The sequence below is a fragment of the Arthrobacter sp. CAL618 genome (genome assembly GCF_000468215.1).
In the GTDB taxonomy this organism is placed as follows: domain Bacteria; phylum Actinomycetota; class Actinomycetes; order Actinomycetales; family Micrococcaceae; genus Arthrobacter_D.
Genome location: NZ_ASZW01000246.1, coordinates 26,982 through 48,612, shown reverse-complemented (window position 1 = coordinate 48,612; position 21,631 = coordinate 26,982). Strand labels below are relative to the sequence as shown.

General features: G+C 62.8%; 24 protein-coding genes and 1 pseudogene. 3 read left to right on the top strand and 22 right to left on the bottom strand.

All coding sequences use genetic code 11. The annotated features are described in order from the left end of the window. Positions 1-10 precede the first annotated feature (10 nt). The 18 genes from K728_RS0114770 to K728_RS22415 form a co-directional block, all read right to left on the bottom strand. Positions 11-331: a histone-like nucleoid-structuring protein Lsr2 gene (locus tag K728_RS0114770; protein WP_019483979.1), complete on the bottom strand. Its 321-nt coding sequence runs from the start codon at positions 329-331 to the stop codon at positions 11-13. Between the two features lie 126 nt (positions 332-457). Further along, the gene (locus tag K728_RS0114765; protein ID WP_024477161.1) at positions 458-652 is read right to left on the bottom strand and encodes a hypothetical protein; all 195 of its coding nucleotides are present in this window, start codon (positions 650-652) and stop codon (positions 458-460) included. Further along, the gene (gene lysS, locus K728_RS0114760; protein ID WP_083850973.1) at positions 645-2,108 is read right to left on the bottom strand and encodes a lysine--tRNA ligase; all 1,464 of its coding nucleotides are present in this window, start codon (positions 2,106-2,108) and stop codon (positions 645-647) included. Before lysS ends, K728_RS0114765 begins: the two co-directional genes overlap by 8 nt. Before the next feature lie 146 nt (positions 2,109-2,254). Further along, positions 2,255-3,172: a pantoate--beta-alanine ligase gene (gene panC, locus K728_RS0114755; protein ID WP_024477160.1), complete on the bottom strand. Its 918-nt coding sequence runs from the start codon at positions 3,170-3,172 to the stop codon at positions 2,255-2,257. Continuing rightward, a complete protein-coding gene (locus K728_RS0114750) occupies positions 3,169-4,101 on the bottom strand; it encodes a Rossmann-like and DUF2520 domain-containing protein (RefSeq protein WP_237742162.1) in 933 nt (310 codons plus the stop codon). The genes panC and K728_RS0114750 overlap by 4 nt, the downstream gene beginning before the upstream one ends. Further along, on the bottom strand, positions 4,067-5,662 hold the full coding sequence (locus K728_RS0114745; protein WP_024477158.1) for a PH domain-containing protein: 1,596 nt from the start codon (positions 5,660-5,662) through the stop codon (positions 4,067-4,069). The genes K728_RS0114750 and K728_RS0114745 overlap by 35 nt, the downstream gene beginning before the upstream one ends. Next, complete coding sequence (locus K728_RS0114740; RefSeq protein WP_019483985.1) at positions 5,659-6,174, bottom strand: PH domain-containing protein; 516 nt, start codon at positions 6,172-6,174, stop codon at positions 5,659-5,661. The genes K728_RS0114745 and K728_RS0114740 overlap by 4 nt, the downstream gene beginning before the upstream one ends. After that, positions 6,167-6,664 carry a DUF3180 domain-containing protein gene (locus K728_RS0114735; RefSeq protein ID WP_024477157.1) on the bottom strand — a complete coding sequence of 166 codons (498 nt, stop codon included), beginning with the start codon at positions 6,662-6,664 and terminating at the stop codon, positions 6,167-6,169. Before K728_RS0114735 ends, K728_RS0114740 begins: the two co-directional genes overlap by 8 nt. Further along, positions 6,652-7,167: a 2-amino-4-hydroxy-6-hydroxymethyldihydropteridine diphosphokinase gene (gene folK, locus K728_RS0114730; protein WP_024477156.1), complete on the bottom strand. Its 516-nt coding sequence runs from the start codon at positions 7,165-7,167 to the stop codon at positions 6,652-6,654. The genes K728_RS0114735 and folK overlap by 13 nt, the downstream gene beginning before the upstream one ends. Then, a complete protein-coding gene (gene folB, locus K728_RS0114725) occupies positions 7,164-7,553 on the bottom strand; it encodes a dihydroneopterin aldolase (RefSeq protein ID WP_026041228.1) in 390 nt (129 codons plus the stop codon). Before folB ends, folK begins: the two co-directional genes overlap by 4 nt. An 8-nt stretch (positions 7,554-7,561) precedes the next feature. Beyond that, positions 7,562-8,467, bottom strand: coding sequence for a dihydropteroate synthase (gene folP, locus K728_RS0114720; protein WP_024477155.1), 906 nt, complete (start codon positions 8,465-8,467; stop codon positions 7,562-7,564). A gap of 14 nt (positions 8,468-8,481) precedes the next feature. Continuing rightward, entirely contained in the window at positions 8,482-9,099 is a 618-nt protein-coding gene (gene folE / locus K728_RS0114715; protein WP_019483990.1) for a GTP cyclohydrolase I FolE, read from the bottom strand. Between the two features lie 36 nt (positions 9,100-9,135). After that, positions 9,136-11,208, bottom strand: a complete 2,073-nt coding sequence (gene ftsH, locus K728_RS0114710; protein ID WP_019483991.1) for an ATP-dependent zinc metalloprotease FtsH — start codon at positions 11,206-11,208, stop codon at positions 9,136-9,138. 192 nt (positions 11,209-11,400) lie between these two features. Then, the gene (gene hpt / locus K728_RS0114705; RefSeq protein WP_024477154.1) at positions 11,401-11,952 is read right to left on the bottom strand and encodes a hypoxanthine phosphoribosyltransferase; all 552 of its coding nucleotides are present in this window, start codon (positions 11,950-11,952) and stop codon (positions 11,401-11,403) included. A 41-nt stretch (positions 11,953-11,993) separates the two neighbouring features. Next, positions 11,994-12,986, bottom strand: coding sequence for a tRNA lysidine(34) synthetase TilS (tilS, locus tag K728_RS0114700; protein ID WP_024477153.1), 993 nt, complete (start codon positions 12,984-12,986; stop codon positions 11,994-11,996). A 43-nt stretch (positions 12,987-13,029) separates the two neighbouring features. Then, on the bottom strand, positions 13,030-14,178 hold the full coding sequence (locus K728_RS0114695) for a zinc-dependent metalloprotease (protein WP_019483994.1): 1,149 nt from the start codon (positions 14,176-14,178) through the stop codon (positions 13,030-13,032). Positions 14,179-14,219: 41 nt separating this feature from the next. Then, positions 14,220-14,621 carry a D-alanyl-D-alanine carboxypeptidase gene (locus K728_RS22420; protein WP_272944197.1) on the bottom strand — a complete coding sequence of 134 codons (402 nt, stop codon included), beginning with the start codon at positions 14,619-14,621 and terminating at the stop codon, positions 14,220-14,222. A 13-nt stretch (positions 14,622-14,634) separates the two neighbouring features. Then, a complete protein-coding gene (locus K728_RS22415) occupies positions 14,635-15,396 on the bottom strand; it encodes a D-alanyl-D-alanine carboxypeptidase (protein WP_443110998.1) in 762 nt (253 codons plus the stop codon). Positions 15,397-15,796: 400 nt separating this feature from the next. On the opposite strand from K728_RS22415, the gene K728_RS0114685 reads away from it, so the two are divergent. Together K728_RS0114685 and K728_RS0114680 are read left to right on the top strand one after the other, a co-directional pair. Continuing rightward, the gene (locus K728_RS0114685) at positions 15,797-16,363 is read left to right on the top strand and encodes an inorganic diphosphatase (protein WP_024477151.1); all 567 of its coding nucleotides are present in this window, start codon (positions 15,797-15,799) and stop codon (positions 16,361-16,363) included. Between the two features lie 69 nt (positions 16,364-16,432). Continuing rightward, entirely contained in the window at positions 16,433-17,080 is a 648-nt protein-coding gene (locus K728_RS0114680) for a hypothetical protein (protein ID WP_024477150.1), read from the top strand. A 14-nt stretch (positions 17,081-17,094) separates the two neighbouring features. Here the strand turns inward: K728_RS0114680 and K728_RS0114675 are convergent, their stop codons facing one another. Continuing rightward, entirely contained in the window at positions 17,095-17,925 is an 831-nt protein-coding gene (locus K728_RS0114675; protein ID WP_019483997.1) for an HAD family hydrolase, read from the bottom strand. Between the two features lie 43 nt (positions 17,926-17,968). Beyond that, complete coding sequence (serS, locus tag K728_RS0114670) at positions 17,969-19,255, bottom strand: serine--tRNA ligase (RefSeq protein ID WP_019483998.1); 1,287 nt, start codon at positions 19,253-19,255, stop codon at positions 17,969-17,971. Positions 19,256-19,327: 72 nt separating this feature from the next. Between serS and K728_RS0114665 the strand changes: the two genes are divergently transcribed. Next, a complete protein-coding gene (locus K728_RS0114665) occupies positions 19,328-20,428 on the top strand; it encodes a diacylglycerol/lipid kinase family protein (RefSeq protein WP_024477149.1) in 1,101 nt (366 codons plus the stop codon). Here K728_RS0114665 and K728_RS0114660 read toward each other — a convergent pair. Together K728_RS0114660 and K728_RS0114655 are read right to left on the bottom strand one after the other, a co-directional pair. Beyond that, complete coding sequence (locus tag K728_RS0114660; RefSeq protein WP_019484000.1) at positions 20,425-20,790, bottom strand: hypothetical protein; 366 nt, start codon at positions 20,788-20,790, stop codon at positions 20,425-20,427. The genes K728_RS0114665 and K728_RS0114660 overlap by 4 nt on opposite strands. Before the next feature lie 84 nt (positions 20,791-20,874). Continuing rightward, positions 20,875-21,631, bottom strand: a pseudogene (locus K728_RS0114655) (DNA topoisomerase IB); the annotation flags it as partial.

Sequence of the window (21,631 nt, the reverse complement as noted above, 5' to 3'; positions counted from 1 at the left end):
CGGTTCCTCTTTAGCGCTGTGCTGCCCGGTAGGCCTCGACGATTTCGCTGTTGACGCGTCCACGCGCCGAGACATTGTGGCCATTGGCTCGCGCCCATTCACGCACCTGGGCTGCTTCCTGGTTACGGCCCGGCGTCGCCACCCGCGCTTTTACCTGCGTGCTACGGCGGGCCCCGGATACGTAATTGCTCATAGCGGCCCTGAGTTCTTTCGCATGGGATTTTGAAAGATCTATTTCATACTGCACACCATCAAGGCCAAAACGTACGGTTTCATCAGCTTCGCCACCGTCGAGGTCATCGATCAGGAGGATCTTTACTTTTTGTGCCACGGTTAGCTCCTGCGTTTTGTACTAAATTTATATGTAACTCTAATTATGGGCTAGGCAGACAGTAATCGTCAAAGTGTGAAAAATCCTACTTTTGGGAACTTTTTCGAAAAGGCGAACAGAACTACTTCATCGGGACTCGGTTGGGTCCTCGTGATCGGGGGTTGCAACTGGCGCTTCCTGCTGTGCCTGGGCCTGACGCTCCTCGGCCTGGCTCATTGCTTCGCGCTCAGCCCTATCCGCGTTGAAAATGGACCGCATGACAAAGTAAAAGATCGCCCCGACCCCTATCGATGGCAGCAATACCGCAACATACTCAAGCACGACTATCTCCAACTGGTTTCAGAATGGGAAACAGGATGGTTTCCCTAATACCTGCATTGGTGAACAGCATCACCAGTCGATCAATCCCAAGGCCGATGCCTCCCATGGGGGGTGCGCCATATTCGAGCGCGCGGAGGAAATCCTCATCGAACTGCATAGCCTCGTGGTCGCCGGCAGCTGCCTGCAGGGACTGCTCAACCAGGCGTGCCCTCTGCACCACCGGGTCGATGAGTTCAGAGAACGCCGTTCCTCGCTCCATTCCGCCGATGATCAGGTCCCATGCCTCAATCAGAGCGGGATCCTCCCGGTGCGGCCGGGCCAGCGGCTGGGCCGAGGGAGGGTAGTCGTAGACAAAAGTCGGTTGGATCAGGGTCGGCTCAACCAGCTCGCCGAACAATTCGAGGACAAGCTTTTCGCTGCCCCATTCCGGCGCAATCTTCACCTGGTGGATTTCGGCGATATTCCGGAGCTCCTCAGCGGATGTCTCCGGAGTTACCTCGCTACCCACTACCTCCGAAAGCCCCGGGTACACGCCGAGCCACCGCCATTCCCCATCAAGGTCAATCACGCCGGCCTCTGTTTCGATGGTCCGTGTGCCCAGGATGTCCGCACAATTAAGAATGATTTCCTTCATTCGTTCGGCCATTCCGAACTGGTCGGTGTACGCCTCGTAACACTCCAGCATGGTGAATTCGGGGCTGTGAGTTGAGTCGACCCCCTCATTGCGGAAAATCCGGCCAATCTCATAGACCCGGTCTATTCCGCCGACGACCGCCCGCTTCAAATAAAGCTCCAGTGCGATTCGAAGAGTCATTTTCTGATCGAAAGCGTTGAGATGGGTTTCAAACGGTCGTGCAGCAGCACCGCCATGCACCAACTGCAGCATTGGCGTTTCTACTTCTACATATTCCAGCGAGTGCAGAGTTTCCCTAATGGATCGCACGATAGCGGCCCTGGTTCGAACCATCTCCCGCGCTTCTTCGCGCACCATCAGATCGACGTAGCGTTGCCTGACCCGGGTTTCCTCGCTGACTCCCGTATGCAGGGTTGGCAGCGGGCGCAGTGCCTTTGAGGCCATGCTCCACCCGTCCGCCATGACCGAGAGCTCCCCGCGCCTGGAACTGATTACTTCACCGTGCACTTCAACGTGGTCCCCGAGGTCCACCAGCGCTTTCCAGTCCGCAAGCGACTGGTCACCAATTTCGGCCAGGCTGAGCATGGCCTGGAGCCTGGCCCCACCACCCTCCTGCAGCGTCGCGAAACACAGTTTCCCGGTGTTGCGAATGAACACCACTCGACCCACCACCGACACCATCTCACCGGTGGTGGCTTCAGCGGGCAATTGCCCAAACTCTTTCCGCAGCTCGGCCAACGAGTGTGTGCGCGCCGGCTTAACCGGGTAGGCCTCATCCCCCCGTTCGAGCAGCCGCTCGCGTTTCTCCATGCGGATACGCATCTGCTCGTTGGTTTCGTCGGCGTTGCCCACGACATCGGCGAGGACTGATTCTTTGGCGGTGCTGGAATTATCTGGGGTCACGAGATATAAGTTTACCGGCTGCTTTTCGCCACCCGGATTTGCAGCCGATCAAGATCGCGGTTCGCTCAGGACCCCAGTGGAGCGTTATCAATTAGTCTGACCGTTCCAACCTTCGCCGCGATCAGCGCCAATGCCTCTCCGGTGAAGGGTGTCTGGCGGCAGTTGAAGGCCAACGGTTCGAGCGTCGAGGGGTGGACAACCTCAAAATAGTCCAGTTCCACCAGCGGCTGGCTAGTGACCAATGCCACTGCGGAGTCCAGGTCCAGCGGCTCATTCCGTTCCGCCCGACCCTCCAGGAGACGTAGCGCACGTGACAGCACCAACGCTGCTTCTTCTTCGGCCGCCGTCAGGAAACGGTTGCGGCTGGAGAGCGCCAGCCCATCAGCGGTCCTGACCGTTGGTACCGTGACAATTTCGGCGGGGAAGTCCAGGTCCCGAACCATCCGGCGGATCAGGGCAAGCTGCTGCGCATCCTTCTGGCCAAAATAGCACTTGAACCCGGCGTCAACTGTTGGCGCCGTAAGGTGCAGCAGTTTCGCTACCACCGTGAGCATTCCGTCGAAATGCCCTGGCCGGGCGGCCCCTTCAAACTTTTCACCGAGGGCACCGGAGTTGAGGGAAACAAGCGGTGGGCCGTCCGGATACATCACCGTCTCCGAGGGGGCAAAGACCACCTCTGCCCCGCAGTTGGCCAACAGTTCCAAATCCTGATCCAGTTGCCGCGGGTAGCGTTGCAGATCGGTTCGTTCACCGAATTGCAGCGGATTGACGAAGATTGAGGCGACCACTACGTCGTTGTTTTTGCGTGCCGCCCTCACCAGTGCCGCGTGCCCGTCGTGGAGGGCACCCATGGTGGGGACAAAGCCGAGGGTGGGACGCCGCTCACCGCGGGGTGTTCCCGGGCGTCGGTCGAGGAGGTCGGCGGTGGTCTCAGCTAGTTCGGCCGGGGTCCTGACCACCGTCGGGCGGTTCGAACCATTCACGAGGTGCCCAACGTATCGAGTGCGAGGGCATGGGCGATTGCCGCACCCTGTGCGTGGCTGAGAAGTCCCCGTTCGACGGCCCGTCGGGCGGTGGCAACCGCCAGTGAACGGTAGGCGGCGCGGATGTCCTCGGAGGGTTGGGCTTTCAAAGCCGCCATGTGCGCCTCGACGGTCCCTATGTCGCCGCGTGCCACTGGCCCGGTAAGCGCTCCCTCGCCTGCTGATAGAGCGTTTTCAAGTGAAGCCCGCATCAGTGGTCCGAGCATTCGGTGGGGTTGCTCAACGCCAATGTCAGAGAGCAGTTGGGTCGACTGAGCGGTGATCGTCACAAGATGGTTCGACGCGTGAGCCAGTGCCGCGTGGTACAGCGGCCGGTGAGCTTCTTCAATCGCCACCGGTTCCGCACCCATTTCGACTACCAGTGCCTGGGCGACCGGAAGCACGGCTGTTGGCGCGGTAATCCCGAAGCTGCAGTCGGGCAGGCGAGCGAGGTCAAGGCTCATGCCGGTAAAGGTCATCGCAGGGTGCAACGCCAGCGGAATGGCTCCTAGCTTGCGGGCTGGGTCCAGCACCGAGATACCGAACCGCCCGGAGGTGTGGGCAACGAGTTGCCCGGGCTGCCATGCCCCGAGCACGGCCAGACCCTCGACGAGTTCCGGAAGCGCATCATCGGGAACCGCGATCAGGACCAGCTCGGACCGCTCGATGATCTCCGGAATCTCCAGCACCGGCACGCCGGGCAGGAGCATTTCCGCACGTTCCCGACTCGCCTCAGAAACAGCCGACACCCCGATAATTGCGTGGTCGGCGGCGCGCAGGGCTGCACCGAGCACCGCTCCTACCTTGCCGGCGCCAATGACTCCGACCCCGAGTCGGCCCGGGCGCCGTGCCCCGCTACCGCTCGCCATCTCGAGGGGTTCCTTCCTCATCCACCGACATTTCCTCTAGCTCCTCAGGTTCGTCGTCCGGTCGTGTCGCTCCGTCATAGGTTGGCGGCGGTGGCATCAGCGTGGCGTCTGCAACCTCCACCGGCCTCATCCACTGCTCCGGCAGACTGCGGCGACGCGCCTCAGCGGCGCGGATGCCCTGTTCGTGAAAGAGCCGCCAGGCGGTGTCCTCATCGACCTGCTGGATCCGTGGGCTGACCGGCCCCGGAGTGGTATGAAGCAACAGGTCGACGACCCGGAATCGCCTGTACACCGGCCCCTGGTGAAGTGCCAGCGATTGGGTCCGTTCGTGCGGGACCACGGCAAGGTTCCGCCAGAAGAATCCCGACCGGATCAGGAGAGCCGTCCTGGTGACCGCGAAGCCGTTGCGGCGCCATTCCAGCGGCCCAATCCACCGTGCACGCCGCGGGGTCGAGAGGAACCCGGCCCGGCTGTCTCTCCCCTCCATTCCGGCGGCAAAAACGTCGAGGGGTTCGTCAGTGCCGGGGTCTGGGAGGACCAGGGCCAGGATCTGTAGGACGTCCTGCCGGGTGCCTACGGGCAGGAGCGTTGCCCGCGCCTGGGCGTCTCCCGATGCTGAAATGCCGTATCCGGCTACGTTGACTGTCATCCGGTACCAGCCCTTGGCCCGCCAGAGCGGGGGCTGGGTAATTCCGACCGCCTGGATTCGCCCGGGTGGGACAGTCTGTGTCCGGGTATCCAGCAGCCCGTAGCGGACCCGGATGCCGTCCGGGGAAATAGCGGCCCGGAAGTTGAACCCGTTCTTGATGCTGCTCCAGTAGCCTCCGGCAACACCCAGGCCCAACGGTATTATCACCGCGAGCGGCGCCGCCTGCTCAAGGATCACCGCCAGGACAACCACCACTGCCACACCGATGATGAGGAAGATGGTGGTTCCTGAAAGCAGCGCGGCTGCGATCACCCGCCCGGGTTTCAGAGCCAACACCTCGCGCTCGGGTGCCTCCTGAATATCGTCGGGGTTATCGGGGTCAATGCTGACCCCCGCTGCCCGGGCCAGGATGGTGGCGCGCAAGCGTTGCGCATCGCTGAGTTTGAGGAATGCGAGCTTGACAGCGGACTCGCCTGCGTCAGCCACTTCGAATTTCAGTTCCGCCAGGCCAAAGACCCGCGCCAGGAAGGGTTGCACCACGTCGATGGCCTGTACCCGGTCAAGCCGTGCCTGCCGGTTCTGCCGAAACACTATCCCCGAGTTGACCTTCACATGCTCGGCCGTCACCTGATAGCGCGTGAAGTACCACGACAGGAGGAAGCCAATCGCGACGAGCACCACGATCCCGGCAATGGCGGCGATGGTCCACGGCAGCCGCGCCCCGCCGTCGGACAGGTTGGGAATACCATCACCGCTGAGGAGGCTCTCAAACAGGTCTTGGCCCGCAAAAAAGGCGACTGCGATCAACGCAATCCAGCCCCGCACCAGTGGGGAAATTACGTGCACCCGGCGCCATTGATTGTCGGAGGTCGCCAGCAGTGACTCATCCGGAACGACCGGGTCCTCATGGGGTGTCTGGTCGTGGGTTGTCACAGTCCGGCCAGCTTCGCCTCACCACGGGCAGAGAGTTGCTCGCGCAGCCGTGCGCCTTCGTCTGCTGGCAGCCCCGGGATGGAAGCGTTGGTGCCGGGGGAAGCGGTGTGCATCTTCAGGGTGCATAATCCGAAGGCCCGTTCGATTGGGCCGACAGCGACGTCCACGTACTGCATCCGCCCGTAGGGCACCACCATGGTCCGTTGGTAGAAGACCCCGGTACGGATCAACAGGTCTTCGTGCCGCTCCGCGTAGCCGATAGCCCTGACCTGCCGTGGCAGCAGAATTCCTCGCCAAACGGAAAGAACCAGCGCCCCGATCGGCAGGGCCCAGGCTACCCACATGGGTGGGAAGCCCCACCAGATGTCGGTGAGACGCAGGATCAGGGGAATGCTGAAGATGGCGACGTTGATGATCGTGCCGATCACCCAGCCGAGCAGGCGCACCCTCAGATACTTCGGTGATACCCGTGTCCACTCCAGACCGGCCGGATCAATAGGTTCCTTACGCATACTCCCCCTCGTCATTGCGACCACTTTCCCCGTCAACGCCGGTGGCGCCGTCGTCGGGCGGCAGCCGGCAGAATCCCTGCACCATCAGCCCCACAACGATCATCACCATGCCGCTGGCCACCAATGCGACCGTGCCCCAGACTGAGGCTGTCACACCGCGCACGGCGACGAGCGAAAGCTGATCCACCAGAATGCCCAGGTGCCAGCCGGCGTTCAATGCGCCAGCGTACGCTGTCGCCTGGGCCAACACCACGGTGCGGGCGGCCAGGATGGGGTTGAGCGGCCGGTCGCGGCGCCCGTTCCGCCAGCGCTGGACCCGGATCCCGAAGGTGAGCGTTACGGTCAGGATGGCCGCCACCGTCAGCAGCGAACTCAGGTGCAGTGTCGGAACCGGAAAACCGTTCCGGCCCGCCCACCAGTTCATCATCCAGCCACCAATACCGGCAACCACTCCGAATGCTGCCAGCCAGCCGACCTTTAGGGTACCCACTGAGTGTCGGCCCCCTCATACGGTCGGATTCCTGTGCGGTCCGCGGTGTCATTGACCAGCTCGGTTACCAGGCGCCCGCCCAGCAGCGCAGTAGAGTCCATCCAGGCCCAGGGTTGCAGGACAAATGCCCGCTCGGCTGCCCTGGGATGCGGGATGGTCAGTCGCTCGTCGTCTGACCTGAAGTCGCCGAAGGTGATGATGTCGATGTCGAGAGTCCTCGGTCCCCACCTGACGTCCCTGGTCCGGTGATGCTTTTCCTCTACCGACTGACAGTGGGCCAGGAACTCGTAGGGTCCCAGATCGGTTTCGACTTCGATCACCATGTTCAGGTACTCCGGCTGATCCGCCGGACCCCCGACCGGGATCGACCGTACCACCGGTGAAACCTCACGCAACCGCACCCGGGCGCTGTCCACCAGGTCGGCGACGGCGAGGGACAGGGTGCTGTGACTGTCGCCAAGGTTGCTCCCCAACGCCAGCACCGAGCGCACCCGTTCGGTCACGAGGCTTCCTGGCCGATCCGGGTGCGCACTAGCGAAACAGCGACGTCCCCAAACGGCACCGGAATCGGCGCCCGTGGTTTGTGAACCGTTACCTGAACCGTCTCGGCCGGGAACGACGCGAGAAGCCGCGACGCTATCCGTTCGGCTAGCGCTTCGATGAGGTTCAGGGGGTCGCCGGTGATGACCGCGGCAACCTGCTCAGCGACGTCACCGTAATGTGCGGTGGTGGTGAGGTCGTCGGTGGCGCCCGCCTCGCGGAGATCGAGATGCAGGACGACGTCGACGACGAATGGCTGACCGTCCCTGCGCTCGGACTCGAAAACGCCGTGGAAACCTACTGCGGTTATTCCGGTGATCGTGATGGTGTCCTGCTGGACCGGTGTCATGTCGGGACCTAGCCGGTCCACGCGGCGGAAACCTTGACGGCGTCCAGGTTGGGCCCCACCTCATGCACGCGCACACCCCAGGCGCCTGCGGCCGCGGCCAGCGCCGACACCGCAACGGTTGCCGAGTCGCGCTCCTGCGGTGCGGCTGCTTTGCCCGCCGAGGTGAGGAGCGTCCCCAGGAACCGCTTACGTGAAGCACCGATCAGGACCCGATGGCCCAGCGCGTTGAACCGGTCAATGGCGCGCAGGATTGTCCAGTTGTGGGCCTCATCCTTGGCAAACCCGAGGCCTGGGTCAAGGATGATCTGGTGTGGCTCCACACCGGCTGCGACGAAAGCGTCCCGAACCTGGCTCATTTCGGCGATCACCTCGTCGACGACATTTTCGTACTCGGCGAGTGAGCCCATCGTCGCGGCCGTGCCGCGGCGGTGCAGCAGAACGTAGGGCACCTTCCGCTCAGCAATCAGGGCGGGCATCTCGGGGTCGTAGTCCAGGCCGGAAACGTCGTTCACCAACGCAGCGCCGGCGTCGAGCGCTTTCCCTGCCGTCGAGGCGTGCATGGTGTCCACGCTGACGAGGGCACCGGCCTTCACCAGGGCCTTAACCACCGGCAGGATCCGTTTCTGTTCCTCGTCCGGACTGACCAGGTCAGCGTTGGGGCGGGTGGATTCGCCCCCCACATCGATGATGTCCGCGCCGGCGTAATGCATCCTGAGGCCTTCCGCGATAGCCTCATCGGCGCTGGTGAAGCGCCCGCCGTCGCTGAAGGAATCAGGGGTGATGTTCAGTACACCCATCACGAGTGAACGGTCGGTGGGTAGGTCTGCCAGGGTCTTCGCCACTCTGGAGACCCTCAGGACAGGAATTGGTGATGTGGCGGGTCCGGTTCCCGGCGCCGCAGCGAGTGAATCCATCGATATGTGGTGTCCTATCTTCCGAGTATCAGGCTCATGGCTTCGGCACGGGTGGCGGGGTCGCGCACCTGGCCGCGGACGGCTGAAGTGACAGTTTTCGCTCCAGGTTTGCGAACTCCACGCATTGACATGCACATGTGTTCGCACTCGATAACCACAATGGCACCCTTTGGCTGCAGGTGCGTCATGAGCGCCTCAACAATCTGGGTGGTCAGCCGCTCCTGCACCTGGGGGCGGCGCGCGAACACTTCCACCAGCCGGGCCAGCTTACTTAGCCCGGTGACACGCCCCTCCGCCGAGGGGATGTACCCGATGTGGGCTGACCCGTGGAAAGGAACCAGGTGATGCTCGCAGGTGGAGTAGAACGGGATGTCCTTGACCAGGACCAGCTCTTCATGATCAATTTCGAAGGTGGTGGAGAGGATTTCCGCTGGGTCCTGATGGAGCCCCGCGAAGAACTCGGCGTAGGCCTTTGCAACCCGTTTGGGGGTTTCCACCAGCCCGTCCCGGTCGGGGTCCTCTCCAATGGCAGCAAGGATTTCCCGCACTGCACGTTGGATTCTGGGCTGGTCTACTGGGGAACCGGCCGCTTCAAGGGCCGCCGAGAACACCTCGTCGTCGAATTCGGTCACTGAACCAATCCTACGCGGTACCTGCAATCCCACCGTTTAGGGCTGGGAACTCTCTGCGCCACCTTTGCCGGGTGAGCCTTCGCCGGACTCGGGCTCAGGCAGATCGTTGCCGTGAACATCAAAGTCGCCAACGATTTGCGCGTCAGCAATCTGATCCTGGGGTGCAACGGTCTCGGGTGCAGGTTCGCCGGCCTCGCTGGCCTCCTCGCGCTCCTTCTTTGAGACCACCGGAGGCAGGGCGTGTACCGGACGGGAATCCTTGGACAACCAGACGTCGCGCAGGTCACGCTTGCGGATTTCGGTGAACACCTCCGCGATTTCCGCCTGGTTCAGTGTCTCCCGCTCCAGCAACTCCAGCGCGACACGGTCCAGCACATCCCGGTTCTCGGTCAGAATTTCGTACGCCTCGTCATGGGCGTTGTCGATCAGCCTGCGGATCTCTTCGTCGACGATGTACGCGATGTGATCAGAGTAATTGCGCTCGTGACCCATGTCCCGTCCGAGGAACGGCTCACCTCCACCCTGTCCGAGCTTGACCGAACCGATCCGCTCGCTCATCCCGTACTGGGTGACCATTTTGCGGGCCGTGGCAGTTGCCTTCTCGATGTCGTTGGATGCACCAGTCGATGGGTCGTGGAAGACGATCTCCTCCGCTACCCGGCCGCCCATGGCGTAGGCCAACTGGTCCAGCAGCTCATTGCGGGTGATCGAGTACTTGTCGTCGCTGGGCAGCACCATCGTGTAGCCCAGGGCGCGGCCACGCGGGAGGATGGTGACCTTAGTGACCGGGTCGGTGTTGCGCAGGGCGGCCGCTACCAGGGCGTGCCCACCCTCGTGGTAGGCGGTGATCTTGCGTTCCAGTTCCTTCATGACCCGGCTGCGCTTCTGCGGTCCGGCGATCACCCGGTCAATCGACTCGTCAAGTGCCCGGTCGTCGATCAGTTGGGCGTTTGAACGTGCGGTCAGGAGGGCCGCCTCGTTAAGGACGTTGGCCAGATCAGCGCCGGTAAAACCTGGGGTCTTCTTGGCTACCGAACGGAGGTCCACCCCCGGAGCCATCGGCTTGCCCTTGGAATGCACCGTGAGGATGTGTTCCCGGCCCAGCATGTCGGGTGCTTCAACCCCGATCTGCCGGTCGAAGCGTCCGGGCCGAAGGAGCGCAGGATCCAGGACGTCGGGCCGGTTGGTGGCAGCGATGAGGATGACGTTCGATGTTGCATCGAAGCCGTCCATTTCAACCAGTAGCTGGTTCAGGGTCTGCTCGCGCTCGTCGTTGCCGCCGCCGACGCCGGCGCCACGGTGGCGTCCGACGGCGTCGATCTCGTCAACGAAAATAATCGCGGGCGCGTTCGCCTTGGCCTGCTCGAACAGGTCACGCACCCGTGAGGCGCCCACGCCGACGAACATTTCCACGAAGTCGGAGCCGGAGATGGAATAGAACGGAACCCCCGCCTCGCCGGCTACCGCTCGGGCCAGCAGGGTCTTGCCGGTCCCCGGGGGACCGTAGAGCAGTACGCCCTTGGGAATCTTGGCACCGAGGGCCTGGAACTTGGCCGGTTCCTGCAGAAATTCCTTGATTTCGTGGAGTTCCTCGACCGCCTCGTCAGCGCCGGCGACGTCATTGAAGGTGACCTGCGGCATGTCCTTGGTGACGAGCTTCGCCTTGGACTTGCCGAACTGCATCACCTTGGATCCGCCGCCCTGCATCCGGGAGAGCAGGAACCAGAAAATGGCGCCGATGATCAGGAGGGGCAGGAGTAGACCGAGCAGGCTGGTGAACCAGTTGCTTTCGGCTGGCTGATCAGTGAAACCGTCGACGTCGGAGGTGTTGATCGCTGCAACCACGTCCTCCGCACGGGCGGTGCTGAAGAAGAACTGGACGCTGCGGCCCATATCCTCGTAGTCGTCACGCAGCGTGAGATCAACCCGCTGGTCGCCGTCGTAAATCTTGGCCTGCTCCACCTGGTTGTCGTTCAGCAGGTCCAGCCCAACATTGGTGTCAACCCGCGAACTGCTGGTACTGAACAGGTTGGGCAAAATGATCAGCAGCGCCACCACGGCGAGCACAATCCAAAAAATGGGCCCCTTGAAAAGGTTCTTAAATTTCATTCGTCTCAGGGCTGCGAGACCCTGTCCCTCCTGCTTAACAAACCAAATATCGCTTACGGCAACGCGGTCCGCGCGCAACGAAAGCTGCTACCCAAGCTTTACACCGTCTTCACACAACCACGCACCAAATTGCGCATAAGTTCCCTATGGGCGGACAGATTTCGAGTGTGCCCGCCCCGCTGGTGACCCGGTCTACTCGTAGACGTGCGGGGCGAGGGTACCGATGAAGTCAAGGTTGCGGTACTTTTCTGCGAAGTCCAGGCCGTAGCCGACCACAAACTCGTTGGGAATGTTGTAGCCGACGTACTTCACGTCGATGCTGACCTTCGCGGCTTCTGGTTTCCGCAGGAGGGTGCAGATCTCAACGGAGGCCGGTCCGCGGGACTGCAGGTTGGACTTCAGCCAGGAAAGGGTCAGACCCGAGTCAATGATGTCCTCCACGATAAGGACGTGCTTTCCCATCAGATCGGTTTCCAGGTCCTTGAGGATACGCACCACCCCCGAAGACTGGGTGCCAGATCCGTATGACGATACCGCCATCCAGTCCATGGTGACGTGGGAATGCAGTGCACGCGCCAGGTCAGCCATCACCATTACTGCGCCCTTCAGTACACCGACGATCAGGATGTCCCGGCCGGCGTAGTCGGCGTCTATCTGGGCCGCCAGCTCGGCTACGCGCTGCTGGATTTCCTCTTTTGTGTAGAGAACATGCTTGAGGTCGTCATGGACGTCCTGTGAATCCACCAATTGCTCCTGAGGGTTTGGATAGGGCGGCACCGAAGGGCTTAGGAAAGTGCGCGGTTGTTTCTAAAGACAAGACTGCCATAGCTTGGGTCCCCTTGGGGAACGGATTTCCCGCGCACCTGACGGTGCACGCTGATGAATCCGCCAAGTTGCACCGGGCCGGCAGAGCCACGGCGCTCCAGCAACGTCTCTGTCGCACGGATCCTTTCAAAACTCGGCTGTTCCCCGCCGAGCCGGACGGCAGTGAGGGCCAGGACGCGCTGCCGGAGGGATGGCGGCAGCGCGCGGAGTGCGTCTTCGGGGAGCAGGATGTCGTTGCCGTCGAGCACGTGCAGTTGCTCATACTTTTCCAGGCTGACCCGATCCAGATAGTCGGCGTCCTGCGCCAGAATGCGTGAGGTGCGATACAGTGCCCGGGCCACCCCTGGGCCGAGCTGGTCTTCCAGGTAGGGCAGTACCTGGGTTCGGACCCGGGAACGAGCGAAGCTGGGATCAGAGTTTGACGGATCATGCCAAGGTTCAAGGCCCTCGAAACGGCAAATTTCGACCGTCTCCTCACGACGCAGTCCCAGGAAGGGCCGAAGGTAGCGGCCGCGCTGGGCCGGCATGCCGGCGAGGGACCTGGTGCCGGATCCGCGCGCCAACCCCAGCAGCACCTGCTCCGCCTGGTCATCAAGTGTGTGGCCAAGGAGCACCGCTGACGCACCCAGTTCGGCTGCAGCCGCGTCCAGAACCCCGAACCGGGCCGTACGCGCCGCCGCTTCCGGTCCCATGCCTGTCTGGTCGACAGTGACTGCCCGTACACTCACCGGTTCCAGCCCCAGCTCTGTGAGCTTGGTTGCCGTCTGCGCGGAGACCGCTGCACTGTCTGGATGGAGGCCGTGATCCACTACCACCGCTCCTACCCGGTACCGTCCGGAGCGGGCTGAGTGTGCTGCGACGGATGCCAGTGCCAAAGAGTCGGGTCCTCCGCTGCAGGCCACCAGGATGAGAGACCCCACCGGGGTTCCCCCCGATTCAAGGGCGTGTTGCAGCAGGTTGCGGGCGTTGGCCACCACCGGGCTGAGCCGGGGTCGCCTAACCACCGTTGCGCAACCCCATCCGGGCGATCCACTTGTCAGGGGCATGGATTTCTTCCTCAGTCGGAAGGTGCTCTGCACTGGTCCAGACGCTGTTGAATCCCTCCATACCCACCCGGTCCACGACCCGACGCACAAACCTCGCACCGTCGCTGTACTGCCGCATCTTGGCATCGAGCCCAAGGACCCGCCGCAGGAATTTCTCCACCGGGCCGCGTGACTTTCCCCGCGCGTTGAAGCGGCGGCGAATGGTTTTGACGCTCGGGACGATGCTTGAGTCAACGGCGTCCATCACCACGTTCGCGTGCCCTTCGAGGAGGCTCATGACGGCGGTGAGGTGTGACATGCGAGCCTTGTCCTGCGGATCCTGGAGCAGGGAGAGGATTCCGTTGTCGCTGTCTTTGGGGTCGCTGTCTTTGCTGTCACTGTCGGTGGGAGCACCGCCGCTGGTGAGACCCTTTGCCGCCTTCGCCAGTCGGTCGGAGAGTCCATCCGCCTTATCCAGCAACCCCTCGGTCAGCTCGGAAATGTGCGCCAGCATGTGGTCCTTCAACCAGGGTGCGGCGGCGAACTGGACCCGGTGGGTTTGCTCGTGAAGGCATACCCACAACCGGAAGTCGGCAGGCTCTACGTTCAGCTCACGCTCCACCGCGAGGATATTGGGTGCTACGAGCATCAGGCGCCCGCCTGATCCGTTTTTCGCCGGCCCGAAGGGGTCGTATTGTCCAAGCACCTTTGAGGAGAGGAAGGCCAGGATTGCACCGAACTGGGCACCGGTGAGGGTTCCGCCGAGCGCGGCGCTGGCGGTGGTGAGCTGCTCCTTTTTGGTGCGTGAAAGATGCTCCAGCGCTGGCGCCATCAGCGCCTGGAAGCTCTGGGTGTTTGCCTTCGCCCAGGACGCCCGATCCACGATCAACAGATCGGAGTCCCGCAGGTCCTTGGCGGCGTCGAGCCCGGTGATCTGGTGGACGTAGCCGATCGATGCGTCAGCAGCGGCGCGGAGTTCAGCGACAACCTCGGCAATCTCCCGTGGACTGACCTGCGGCCCAGCGGACGTGAGTTTGGCTGCGCTAGCGGCAGCCAGCTCCCAGTTGATGAGTTGAGGCGGTGCCTTGTGGCGGACAGTGGACGAAAAGTTGCTCTCCATGTGGTCCATTCGACCACACTAGCCTGTGAAGATTGGCGCAGCTATCGGCAACCGCAACCCGCGATGGCCGCTGCCGTCCGGTCGATTGCGGTACGCGCCGCGACAGTGTTTCCGTCCAATTCTCCGGCAATAAACGAGAACACCAGAAGCCGTCCGTCAACAGTGACCACGTACCCGCTGAGCGCGGTCACCGCGTTGAGTGTTCCCGTTTTTGCTCTCACCAGACCGGCGCCGTTAGCGGCAGGACCCTGCAGCTCATACCTATCCTGCAGGGTGCCGGATAGTCCAGCAATCGGCATGCCCCCCAGGGCCGCGACGAGCGCAGGATCTTCGGAGATTGCCAAGGCCCGCACCACTGCGGCGAGCTGAGCTGGCGACACGTCGTTGCGCGGCGAGAGCCCAGCAGCGTCGCCGACTACCAGCCCCTCCCCGGGCACTCCCAACTGGCCCAGGACGCTATCGATGGTATCGGTGGCGCCACCAAACGATGCCGGCTGGCCAGCGGNNNNCCGCCGCCAGCCGGGCGAGTGTCTCGGCGAGATAGTTGTCGCTGGTGAGAAGCATATGCTCAACCTGTTGTTCCACGGTTGCCGATGCGACCGCTGCCAGCTCGACGGCGTCGGCAGGCGCTGAGGCCCGAATGACTTCCGCCGCCACCTCCACACCGGCTTCGCTGCCAGCGGCGGCAAACGCCGCGCTGAAGGCCGTTGCGGCGTCGAATGCCGCGTCGGCTGAGCGGGGCCCCCGGGAGACGCCCTCTTCCACCCATGACGAATTGATCGCCAACGGGTAAATGGGACTTATCTCTCCTGCCGCAATGTCTCCCGGCAACCATCCTGCGTTGAGTGTGGGTCCCACGAACATCGTGTCATCGAGCAGGATGGTGAACGGCCCGTCAGCCGGGTCCACCGCGTCGAGGGTTTCATTGGCAAGGGTTTGCAGGCCGGCATGGCCCACCACCGCGTCCGGATCCGACTCCCCGGCGGACAGCAGCACGTCACCCCCAGCAACCAGCACCAGCTCGCTGCTTCTCGCACCGGCAACCACTGTTGTTTCGAACCGCCGCTCGGCTGAAAGCTTGGTCATCGCGGCGGCGGCGGTGAGCAGCTTCTGATTGGATGCCGGTAGCTGGTGAGCATCCCCATCCTGGTCGAAAAGGACATCGCCGGAGATGGCGTCCACCACCACCCCCGACAGGTTCCCAGGGCCGTCGAGCATGAGCTCGGCTTCGAGGGCTGCCGTCAGGAGCCCGGGATCTGGGAGCGGCGCTTCAGGGTCGAGTGCCGCTACGTGTGCAGGCGGAGTCAGCTCCGACGGCGGTATCTGGAGCTCAGGGGTGCTGGGCTGCGGCGTGGCTGCCGGCTCTTCGAGGGCGCGCACCACCGATGGAACAGCGGCAAACCCCAGGGGCACTGCCAGAACCGCGAACACGGCAACAAGGAGGGCTGCGGTGATCACGCGTGCGCCGCGGAGCATCCAGGTCCCCCAATCGATTGGCTGTCACACTGGTTCGAACCCACGAGATGCGCCCTCACCCTATATGTTTAAGATTAGACCGACGCGGCAGCCTTTGAGGCACACCGCCGCGCTGCCCCACAGGATTCCACAGGAGAGTGCCATGAACCTCGACGTCACCATCGAGATCCCCAAAGGATCACGCGTCAAGTATGAAATCGACCATGAGACGCACCGGCTACGCCTGGACCGTGTCCTCTTCACCTCAATGCAGTACCCCACCCACTACGGCTACTTCGAAAACACGCTCGGTGAGGACGGTGATCCGCTGGATGCGATGGTCATGCTCCAGGACTTCGACCTCCTCCCGGGTGTGTTGGTCGAGTCGCGTCCGATCGGCGTCTTCAACATGACCGACGACGGCGGCGGTGACGCCAAGGTGCTGTGCGTTCCCACCGACCCGCGCTTCGATCACATCAAGGACCTCTCGGATGTGTCACCCTTCCTGCTGGAAGAGATCAAGCATTTCTTCGAACGATACAAGGACCTTGAGCCCGGCAAATGGGTTGAAGCAGCCGATTGGGCGGATCGGGAAGCCGCGGAGGCCGAGGTGGAGGCCTCACTGAAGCGGTTCCAGGACCTCGGGGAACAGCGGGAAGAGGACGAGCCACAGGGCCGCGACGTCGACGCCGATGTCGAGAACGCCACCACCACGCCGCAGGGCCGCTAGCAGGTTCAAAAACAACGTTTTCCGGTTGATTACACCGGTTAAGAGCATGGCTTCAGGCATACTGAAGCCATGCTCTACGTCTTAACGATCAACCAGCGTGACTCCCGTGAGGTGGGTGACCTGGTCAATGATCTACTGCGCGGGTTGCGTCATGTCGAAACCGTGGTGCCATTCCAGCGGTCAACGGGCGATGAACTGCAAGGTGTCGTCGATAACGCCACCACTGCTATCGACGTCGCGCTTACGGCCCTGCGTCACCGCCGATGGCATGTTGGGATTGGCGTGGGTGGCGTTCACTCGCCCATCCCTGAAAACATTCTCGAAGCCCAGGGCTACGGCCTGGTGTACGCGCGACGGGCGGTCACCCGGGCGCAGAAGACCGGCGAACGCATTCCATTGGCCGTGGAGGGACCTGACTCGCAGGTAGCGGCGGAGGCTGAAGCGGTGCTTCGGCTGTTGGGGCAAATTGTGTTCACCCGGACCGAGGCCGAGTGGAACGTGCTGGATCTGCTGACCCCGGGCGCCCGGGGTCAGCAAAAGCTGATCGCCGCGGAACTGGGTATCACCACCCAAGCGGTCAGCAAGGCGGTGGTCAGGTCGCACTGGGTGGAGGAATGGGCAACCCGTCCGGCGGCCGCCAGGCTCCTCGACCTTACGGCCGGTCCGGCGGCGCTACCACCAGCGACGCTGCCCTACGAATCGGGCAGCGTCTACTGACTGGGTGCCGCGCGCTAGACGAGGGTGCGGAGGACCTTCGCGGCACCGTCGTCGTACACGCTGGCCGTCACTTCGGTTGCTGCCGCGAGCACTTCATCGGGTGACTGTCCCATCGCCACACCCCTGGCCGCCCACTCGAGCATCTCGATGTCGTTCCGACCATCACCGATGGCAACAGTGCCGGACGGGTCGATACCCAGACGTCGGCGAAGCAGTTCAAGAGCACTCGCCTTGGTGACACCAGCCGCGGCAATATCCAGCCAGGCCGTCCACCCCACCGAGTAGGTGACACCGTGCAGGCCAATCGCCTCGACCGCCTCCCCGAACTGTTCGGCAGTGCTGTCCGTGCTGAACACCACCACCCGCACCGCGGCAGCGTCGAGCATTTCGTCGAAGTCCACCGTATGGGTCTCGGCGCCGAAGCTGGCATCCTGAAACCGTTCGGTGGCAAGGAAATTTCCCTCGTCATCCTCAAGCGCATATTTGGCGGTGGGCAACTTCTCCCTCAGCGCGACGAGTGCTGGCCTGGGATCGAAGGTGACCCGATCAATAATTTCGAATCCGTGGGCCAGTGTCGGATCGACGCGTAGTGTCACTCCTCCGTTGGAGCACACGCTGTACCCGCTGGTGATGCCGATCTGTTTGATGATGGGCAGCGCCGCTCCCAGTGAGCGTCCCGTGGCGATGATGACCTGATGCCCAGCGTCGACAACCGCCCGCGCGGCATCACGGACCTCTTCGGACATAATTCCCTCGTGGTCCACGAGGGTACCGTCGACGTCGAGGGCGATGAGTTTGCGTTCGGTCTGCCGGTCCTCGATGCCTGCAGTGGAGAATTCTTTCATTACTCCAGTGAACCAGACTCGCTGCTCCCCGGGGTAGGTCGGCTCAGGATGCTCCGAGGACCGGGAGCACTTCCAGCCCGCCCAGGTAGGGACGGAGCGCCTGCGGAACCGTCACTGACCCATCGGCATTCTGGTGGTGCTCGAGGATAGCGACGATCCAGCGGGTGGTGGCGAGCGTGCCGTTGAGTGTTGCAACTGCCCGGGTGCCCTTCTGTCCCTCCGGTTGCCGCTCCCGAATGTTGAGGCGGCGGGCCTGGAAGGTGGTGCAGTTAGAGGTGGATGTCAGCTCGCGGTAAGCCTCCTGGGTGGGAACCCAGGCTTCGCAGTCGAACTTGCGGGCGGCGGACATGCCCAAATCCCCGGCGGCAGTATCGATCACCCGGTAGGGCAGTTCCACCTTGGCGAGCATTTCCTCTTCCCACGCGAGCATGCGGGCGTGCTCCGCGTAGGACTCTTCCTCGGTGGTGTAAGCGAACATTTCGACCTTGTTGAACTGGTGGACCCTGATGATTCCACGGGTGTCCTTGCCGTGTGAGCCAGCTTCCCGGCGATAGCAGGAGGACCAGCCGGCATAACGGACCGGCCCGCCGGAAAGGTCGAGGATCTCGTCGGAATGATAGCCCGCCATTGCTACTTCGGAAGTGCCCACTAGGTAGAGGTCATCCTCCGCCAGGCGGTAGATTTCGGCGTCGTGGGCGACGTCGAACCCAGTACCCTGCATGATTTCCGGGCGAACCAGCGTGGGGGTGATCATGGGGGTGAAACCAGCCTGAATAGCCTGGTCCATGGCCATGTTCAGCAGCGCAAGCTCCAGCCGGGCACCAACACCCTTGAGGAAGTAAAAGCGGGACCCCGAGACCTTCGCCCCCCGCTCCATGTCGATTGCACCGATCAGCTCACCGATTTCCAGGTGGTCCCTGGGGGTGAAGCCTTCAGCGCTGAAATCCCGTGGAGTGCCGACTGTCTTGATGACCTCGAAATCGTCCTCGCCGCCGGCCGGGACGCCGTCCTGGATGGCGTTCGGCAACCGGCGAAGGAGTGAGTCCTGATCCTGCCTGGCCGCTTCAGCCTCGACTGCCGCCGCCTTGACTGAGGCGGCAAGCTCCTTTACCTCTGCGAGCAGCGCCTGCTTTTCGTCACCTTTGGCCTGGGCGACCCGCTTTCCGAAAGCGTTCTGGTCTGCCCGGAGGGATTCGGCGCTGGTTACCACCTCACGACGGCGGGAATCAGCCGAAATGATCGCATCCACCAGCGCAACGTCGGCGCGGCGGGCTCGCTGCGAGGTGCGGAATTTCTCAGGGTTTTCGCGGAGTTCATTAACATCGATCACGAGCCAAGACTATCAATGGCGCAGGACGATTATCCCCGGCAGACACTTCATGGCGATACGCTGAGGTGCATCATGCCGATTCGCCTGATTCTCCTCTTTGTCCTGGCCCTTGCCGCTGCCGCCTCCGCAATGAGCTGGCTGGGGGTCCGCCGGTTGCATTCCCGGCAGCATCCAGCTCCGACGGCGCTGCCTCGCCTCCCGGCCCCGACGGGCCGCCAGCGGGTGGCCCTAATCATCCACCCCGGAAAACTCAACGCCGATCTTGCGCGCGGCCAGGTGGAAACGGCATGCGTTGACGCCGGGTGGGACCCGCCCCTGGTCTTTGAGACCACGGTCTCCGAGCCGGGTTTTGAGCAGGCGAGCCGGGCGCTGCGGGAGGGGGCCGACGTCGTCATCGCCGCTGGTGGTGATGGGACGGTTCGTGCCGTTGCCCGGGCACTGGCGCATCAGGATGCGGCGCTGGGGCTGCTGCCCTTGGGGACCGGGAACCTGCTGGCCCGCAATCTGGGGATTCCCGTGTCGGACCTGAAAGCCAGCGTGCGCGCTGCACTTCACGGCGACGGGCGGCGAATTGATATGGGCCGTATCGAGTTACACAACGAGCAGACCGGGTTCCGTGCCGAGCACGTCTTCCTGGTGATGGGTGGCGTTGGACTTGATGCAGTGGTCGTTGCGGCGACCAGCGACGTCCTGAAAAAACGGTTGGGTTGGCTGGCATACAGTGAGGCCGGGTTCCGCAGCCTCCCGGGGAGGCGCCAGCGGGTGAGCATTAGCCTCGACGGTCAGCCCGCTCAGAGCCGGAAGGTGCACAGCGTGCTTTTCGCCAATTGCGGGCGGCTGCCGGGCGGCATCGAACTGATCCCGAACTCGACCCTCGATGACGGTTATCTGGATGTTGTGGTGATGAGCCCGCGCAGCATAGTGGGGTGGATCTGGTTGGGGACCAAGATTGTCTTCCGCCCCCATAGCGTCATCCCGGTGATTAACTATTATCAGGCACGACGGGTCACCGTGACGGTAGCGGATCCTACAGAGACCCAGCTTGACGGCGACCTCTCCGGAGCCGTCACCTCACTTGACGTCAGCATTGATCCTGGCGCGTTGCTTGTCAGGGTCCCATCGTTCCCTGACCTGCAACGCACCAGATCAATGGCGCGAAGGACTAGGAGTTAGCGGGTGCCGCGGTCAGTGTCGGAATCCGTGTATTCTCCCTGAGGCCCGGTACCGTCCGCTGGATCTTCCTCGACGTCCGTGTACTCGCCCTCTTTCTCGGGGTCCTGGTCGCCGGTGTAGCCGCCTTCGGTCTCTTTTTCTTTCTGACCGCCGGTGTAGCCACCGCCGGGGATTGGCTCAAGGTTCTCGCTATTCGAGTCCGGGAACTCCCCTTTCGCCTGGCTGTTGATGAGCTGCTGCTCCTCGGAGAAGCGCAGATCATTGGCCTGGTCTCCGGCGTCCCCGCGGTAGTTTTCGTCAGAGGTGGCTCCGCCGCCCTCGTTTGGGTTGACGTCGCGTCCGTCGTTAGCTTGCTCGCTCATGGTGCGCCTTTCGTTGAACGGTTGCGCCGACCCCGGCGCCTTGAGTGAAGCCTACTGATGAACGGGTTCAACTGGGAAGGATCCCTAAGCTTTAAGCAGCCCGCGAACAGCCTTCTCGGAAGCCGAGTAGCTGGCAATCTCGATCACTTCGCCGGCCATGAACCGATCAACCAGCCGCGGATCAACATAGGAACGTTTGGCGACCGCCGGCGTGTTGCCCAGCTTTTCGGCAACTGCGCGCATTGTCGCCGCCACAGCCTTCTGCCGGGCGGTCTTACTGGTGGCCAATAGGTCGCTGCGGGCAAGGTCCATTGCTGCAACCACTGTGGCCTGCCAGGTCCGGAAATCCTTGGCCGTGAAGCCCTCGCCAGTGACCTGGCGGAGGAACCCGTTCAGTTGCGACGCGTCGACGCGATGCCATTCGCCGTCGGGGGTGCGGTAGGCCAAAGCGGTGTCCGCCTGCTCCCGCTTCAACATGGGCCGCATCGCCGCCGCAAGGTCCGCATCCTCAACGGATGATTCCCACCGCTGACCGCTCTTTCCCGGGAACTCAAAGGTGATCATCGGACCCTTGATCCGGACATGCTCCACCTGCAGGGTGGTGACCCCAAAGGATCCGTTGGTCTCCGCATACTGCTCGGAGCCGATTCGGAGTGACCCTGAGTCGACGATTCGTAGTGCAGCGGCAAAGGCTCGCTCCCGAGGAATACCCTCACTGCGAAGGCGGGTGGTGATGACTCGTCGGGCGGCGGGCAGCTTTTCCCCGAATTCAAGTGCACGATCGAACTTTTCGCGATCCTTCTTCTCCCGCCAGGCCGTGTGGTAGACGTATTGGCGGCGG

Excerpts from the sequence above, each read along its gene's own strand:
- lysS (WP_083850973.1), bottom strand. The coding sequence starts at position 2,108 with ATGCGTATCCGCATGGAGAAACGCGAGCGGCTGCTCGAACGGGGGGAT.
- K728_RS0114750 (WP_237742162.1), bottom strand. The coding sequence starts at position 4,101 with ATGAGGAAGGAACCCCTCGAGATGGCGAGCGGTAGCGGGGCACGGCGC.
- K728_RS0114740 (WP_019483985.1), bottom strand. The coding sequence starts at position 6,174 with ATGCGTAAGGAACCTATTGATCCGGCCGGTCTGGAGTGGACACGGGTA.
- folB (WP_026041228.1), bottom strand. The coding sequence starts at position 7,553 with ATGACACCGGTCCAGCAGGACACCATCACGATCACCGGAATAACCGCA.
- folP (WP_024477155.1), bottom strand. The coding sequence starts at position 8,467 with ATGGATTCACTCGCTGCGGCGCCGGGAACCGGACCCGCCACATCACCA.
- ftsH (WP_019483991.1), bottom strand. The coding sequence starts at position 11,208 with ATGAAATTTAAGAACCTTTTCAAGGGGCCCATTTTTTGGATTGTGCTC.
- K728_RS0114695 (WP_019483994.1), bottom strand. The coding sequence starts at position 14,178 with ATGGAGAGCAACTTTTCGTCCACTGTCCGCCACAAGGCACCGCCTCAA.
- K728_RS0114685 (WP_024477151.1), top strand. The coding sequence starts at position 15,797 with ATGAACCTCGACGTCACCATCGAGATCCCCAAAGGATCACGCGTCAAG.
- K728_RS0114680 (WP_024477150.1), top strand. The coding sequence starts at position 16,433 with ATGCTCTACGTCTTAACGATCAACCAGCGTGACTCCCGTGAGGTGGGT.
- K728_RS0114675 (WP_019483997.1), bottom strand. The coding sequence starts at position 17,925 with ATGAAAGAATTCTCCACTGCAGGCATCGAGGACCGGCAGACCGAACGC.
- K728_RS0114665 (WP_024477149.1), top strand. The coding sequence starts at position 19,328 with ATGCCGATTCGCCTGATTCTCCTCTTTGTCCTGGCCCTTGCCGCTGCC.
- K728_RS0114660 (WP_019484000.1), bottom strand. The coding sequence starts at position 20,790 with ATGAGCGAGCAAGCTAACGACGGACGCGACGTCAACCCAAACGAGGGC.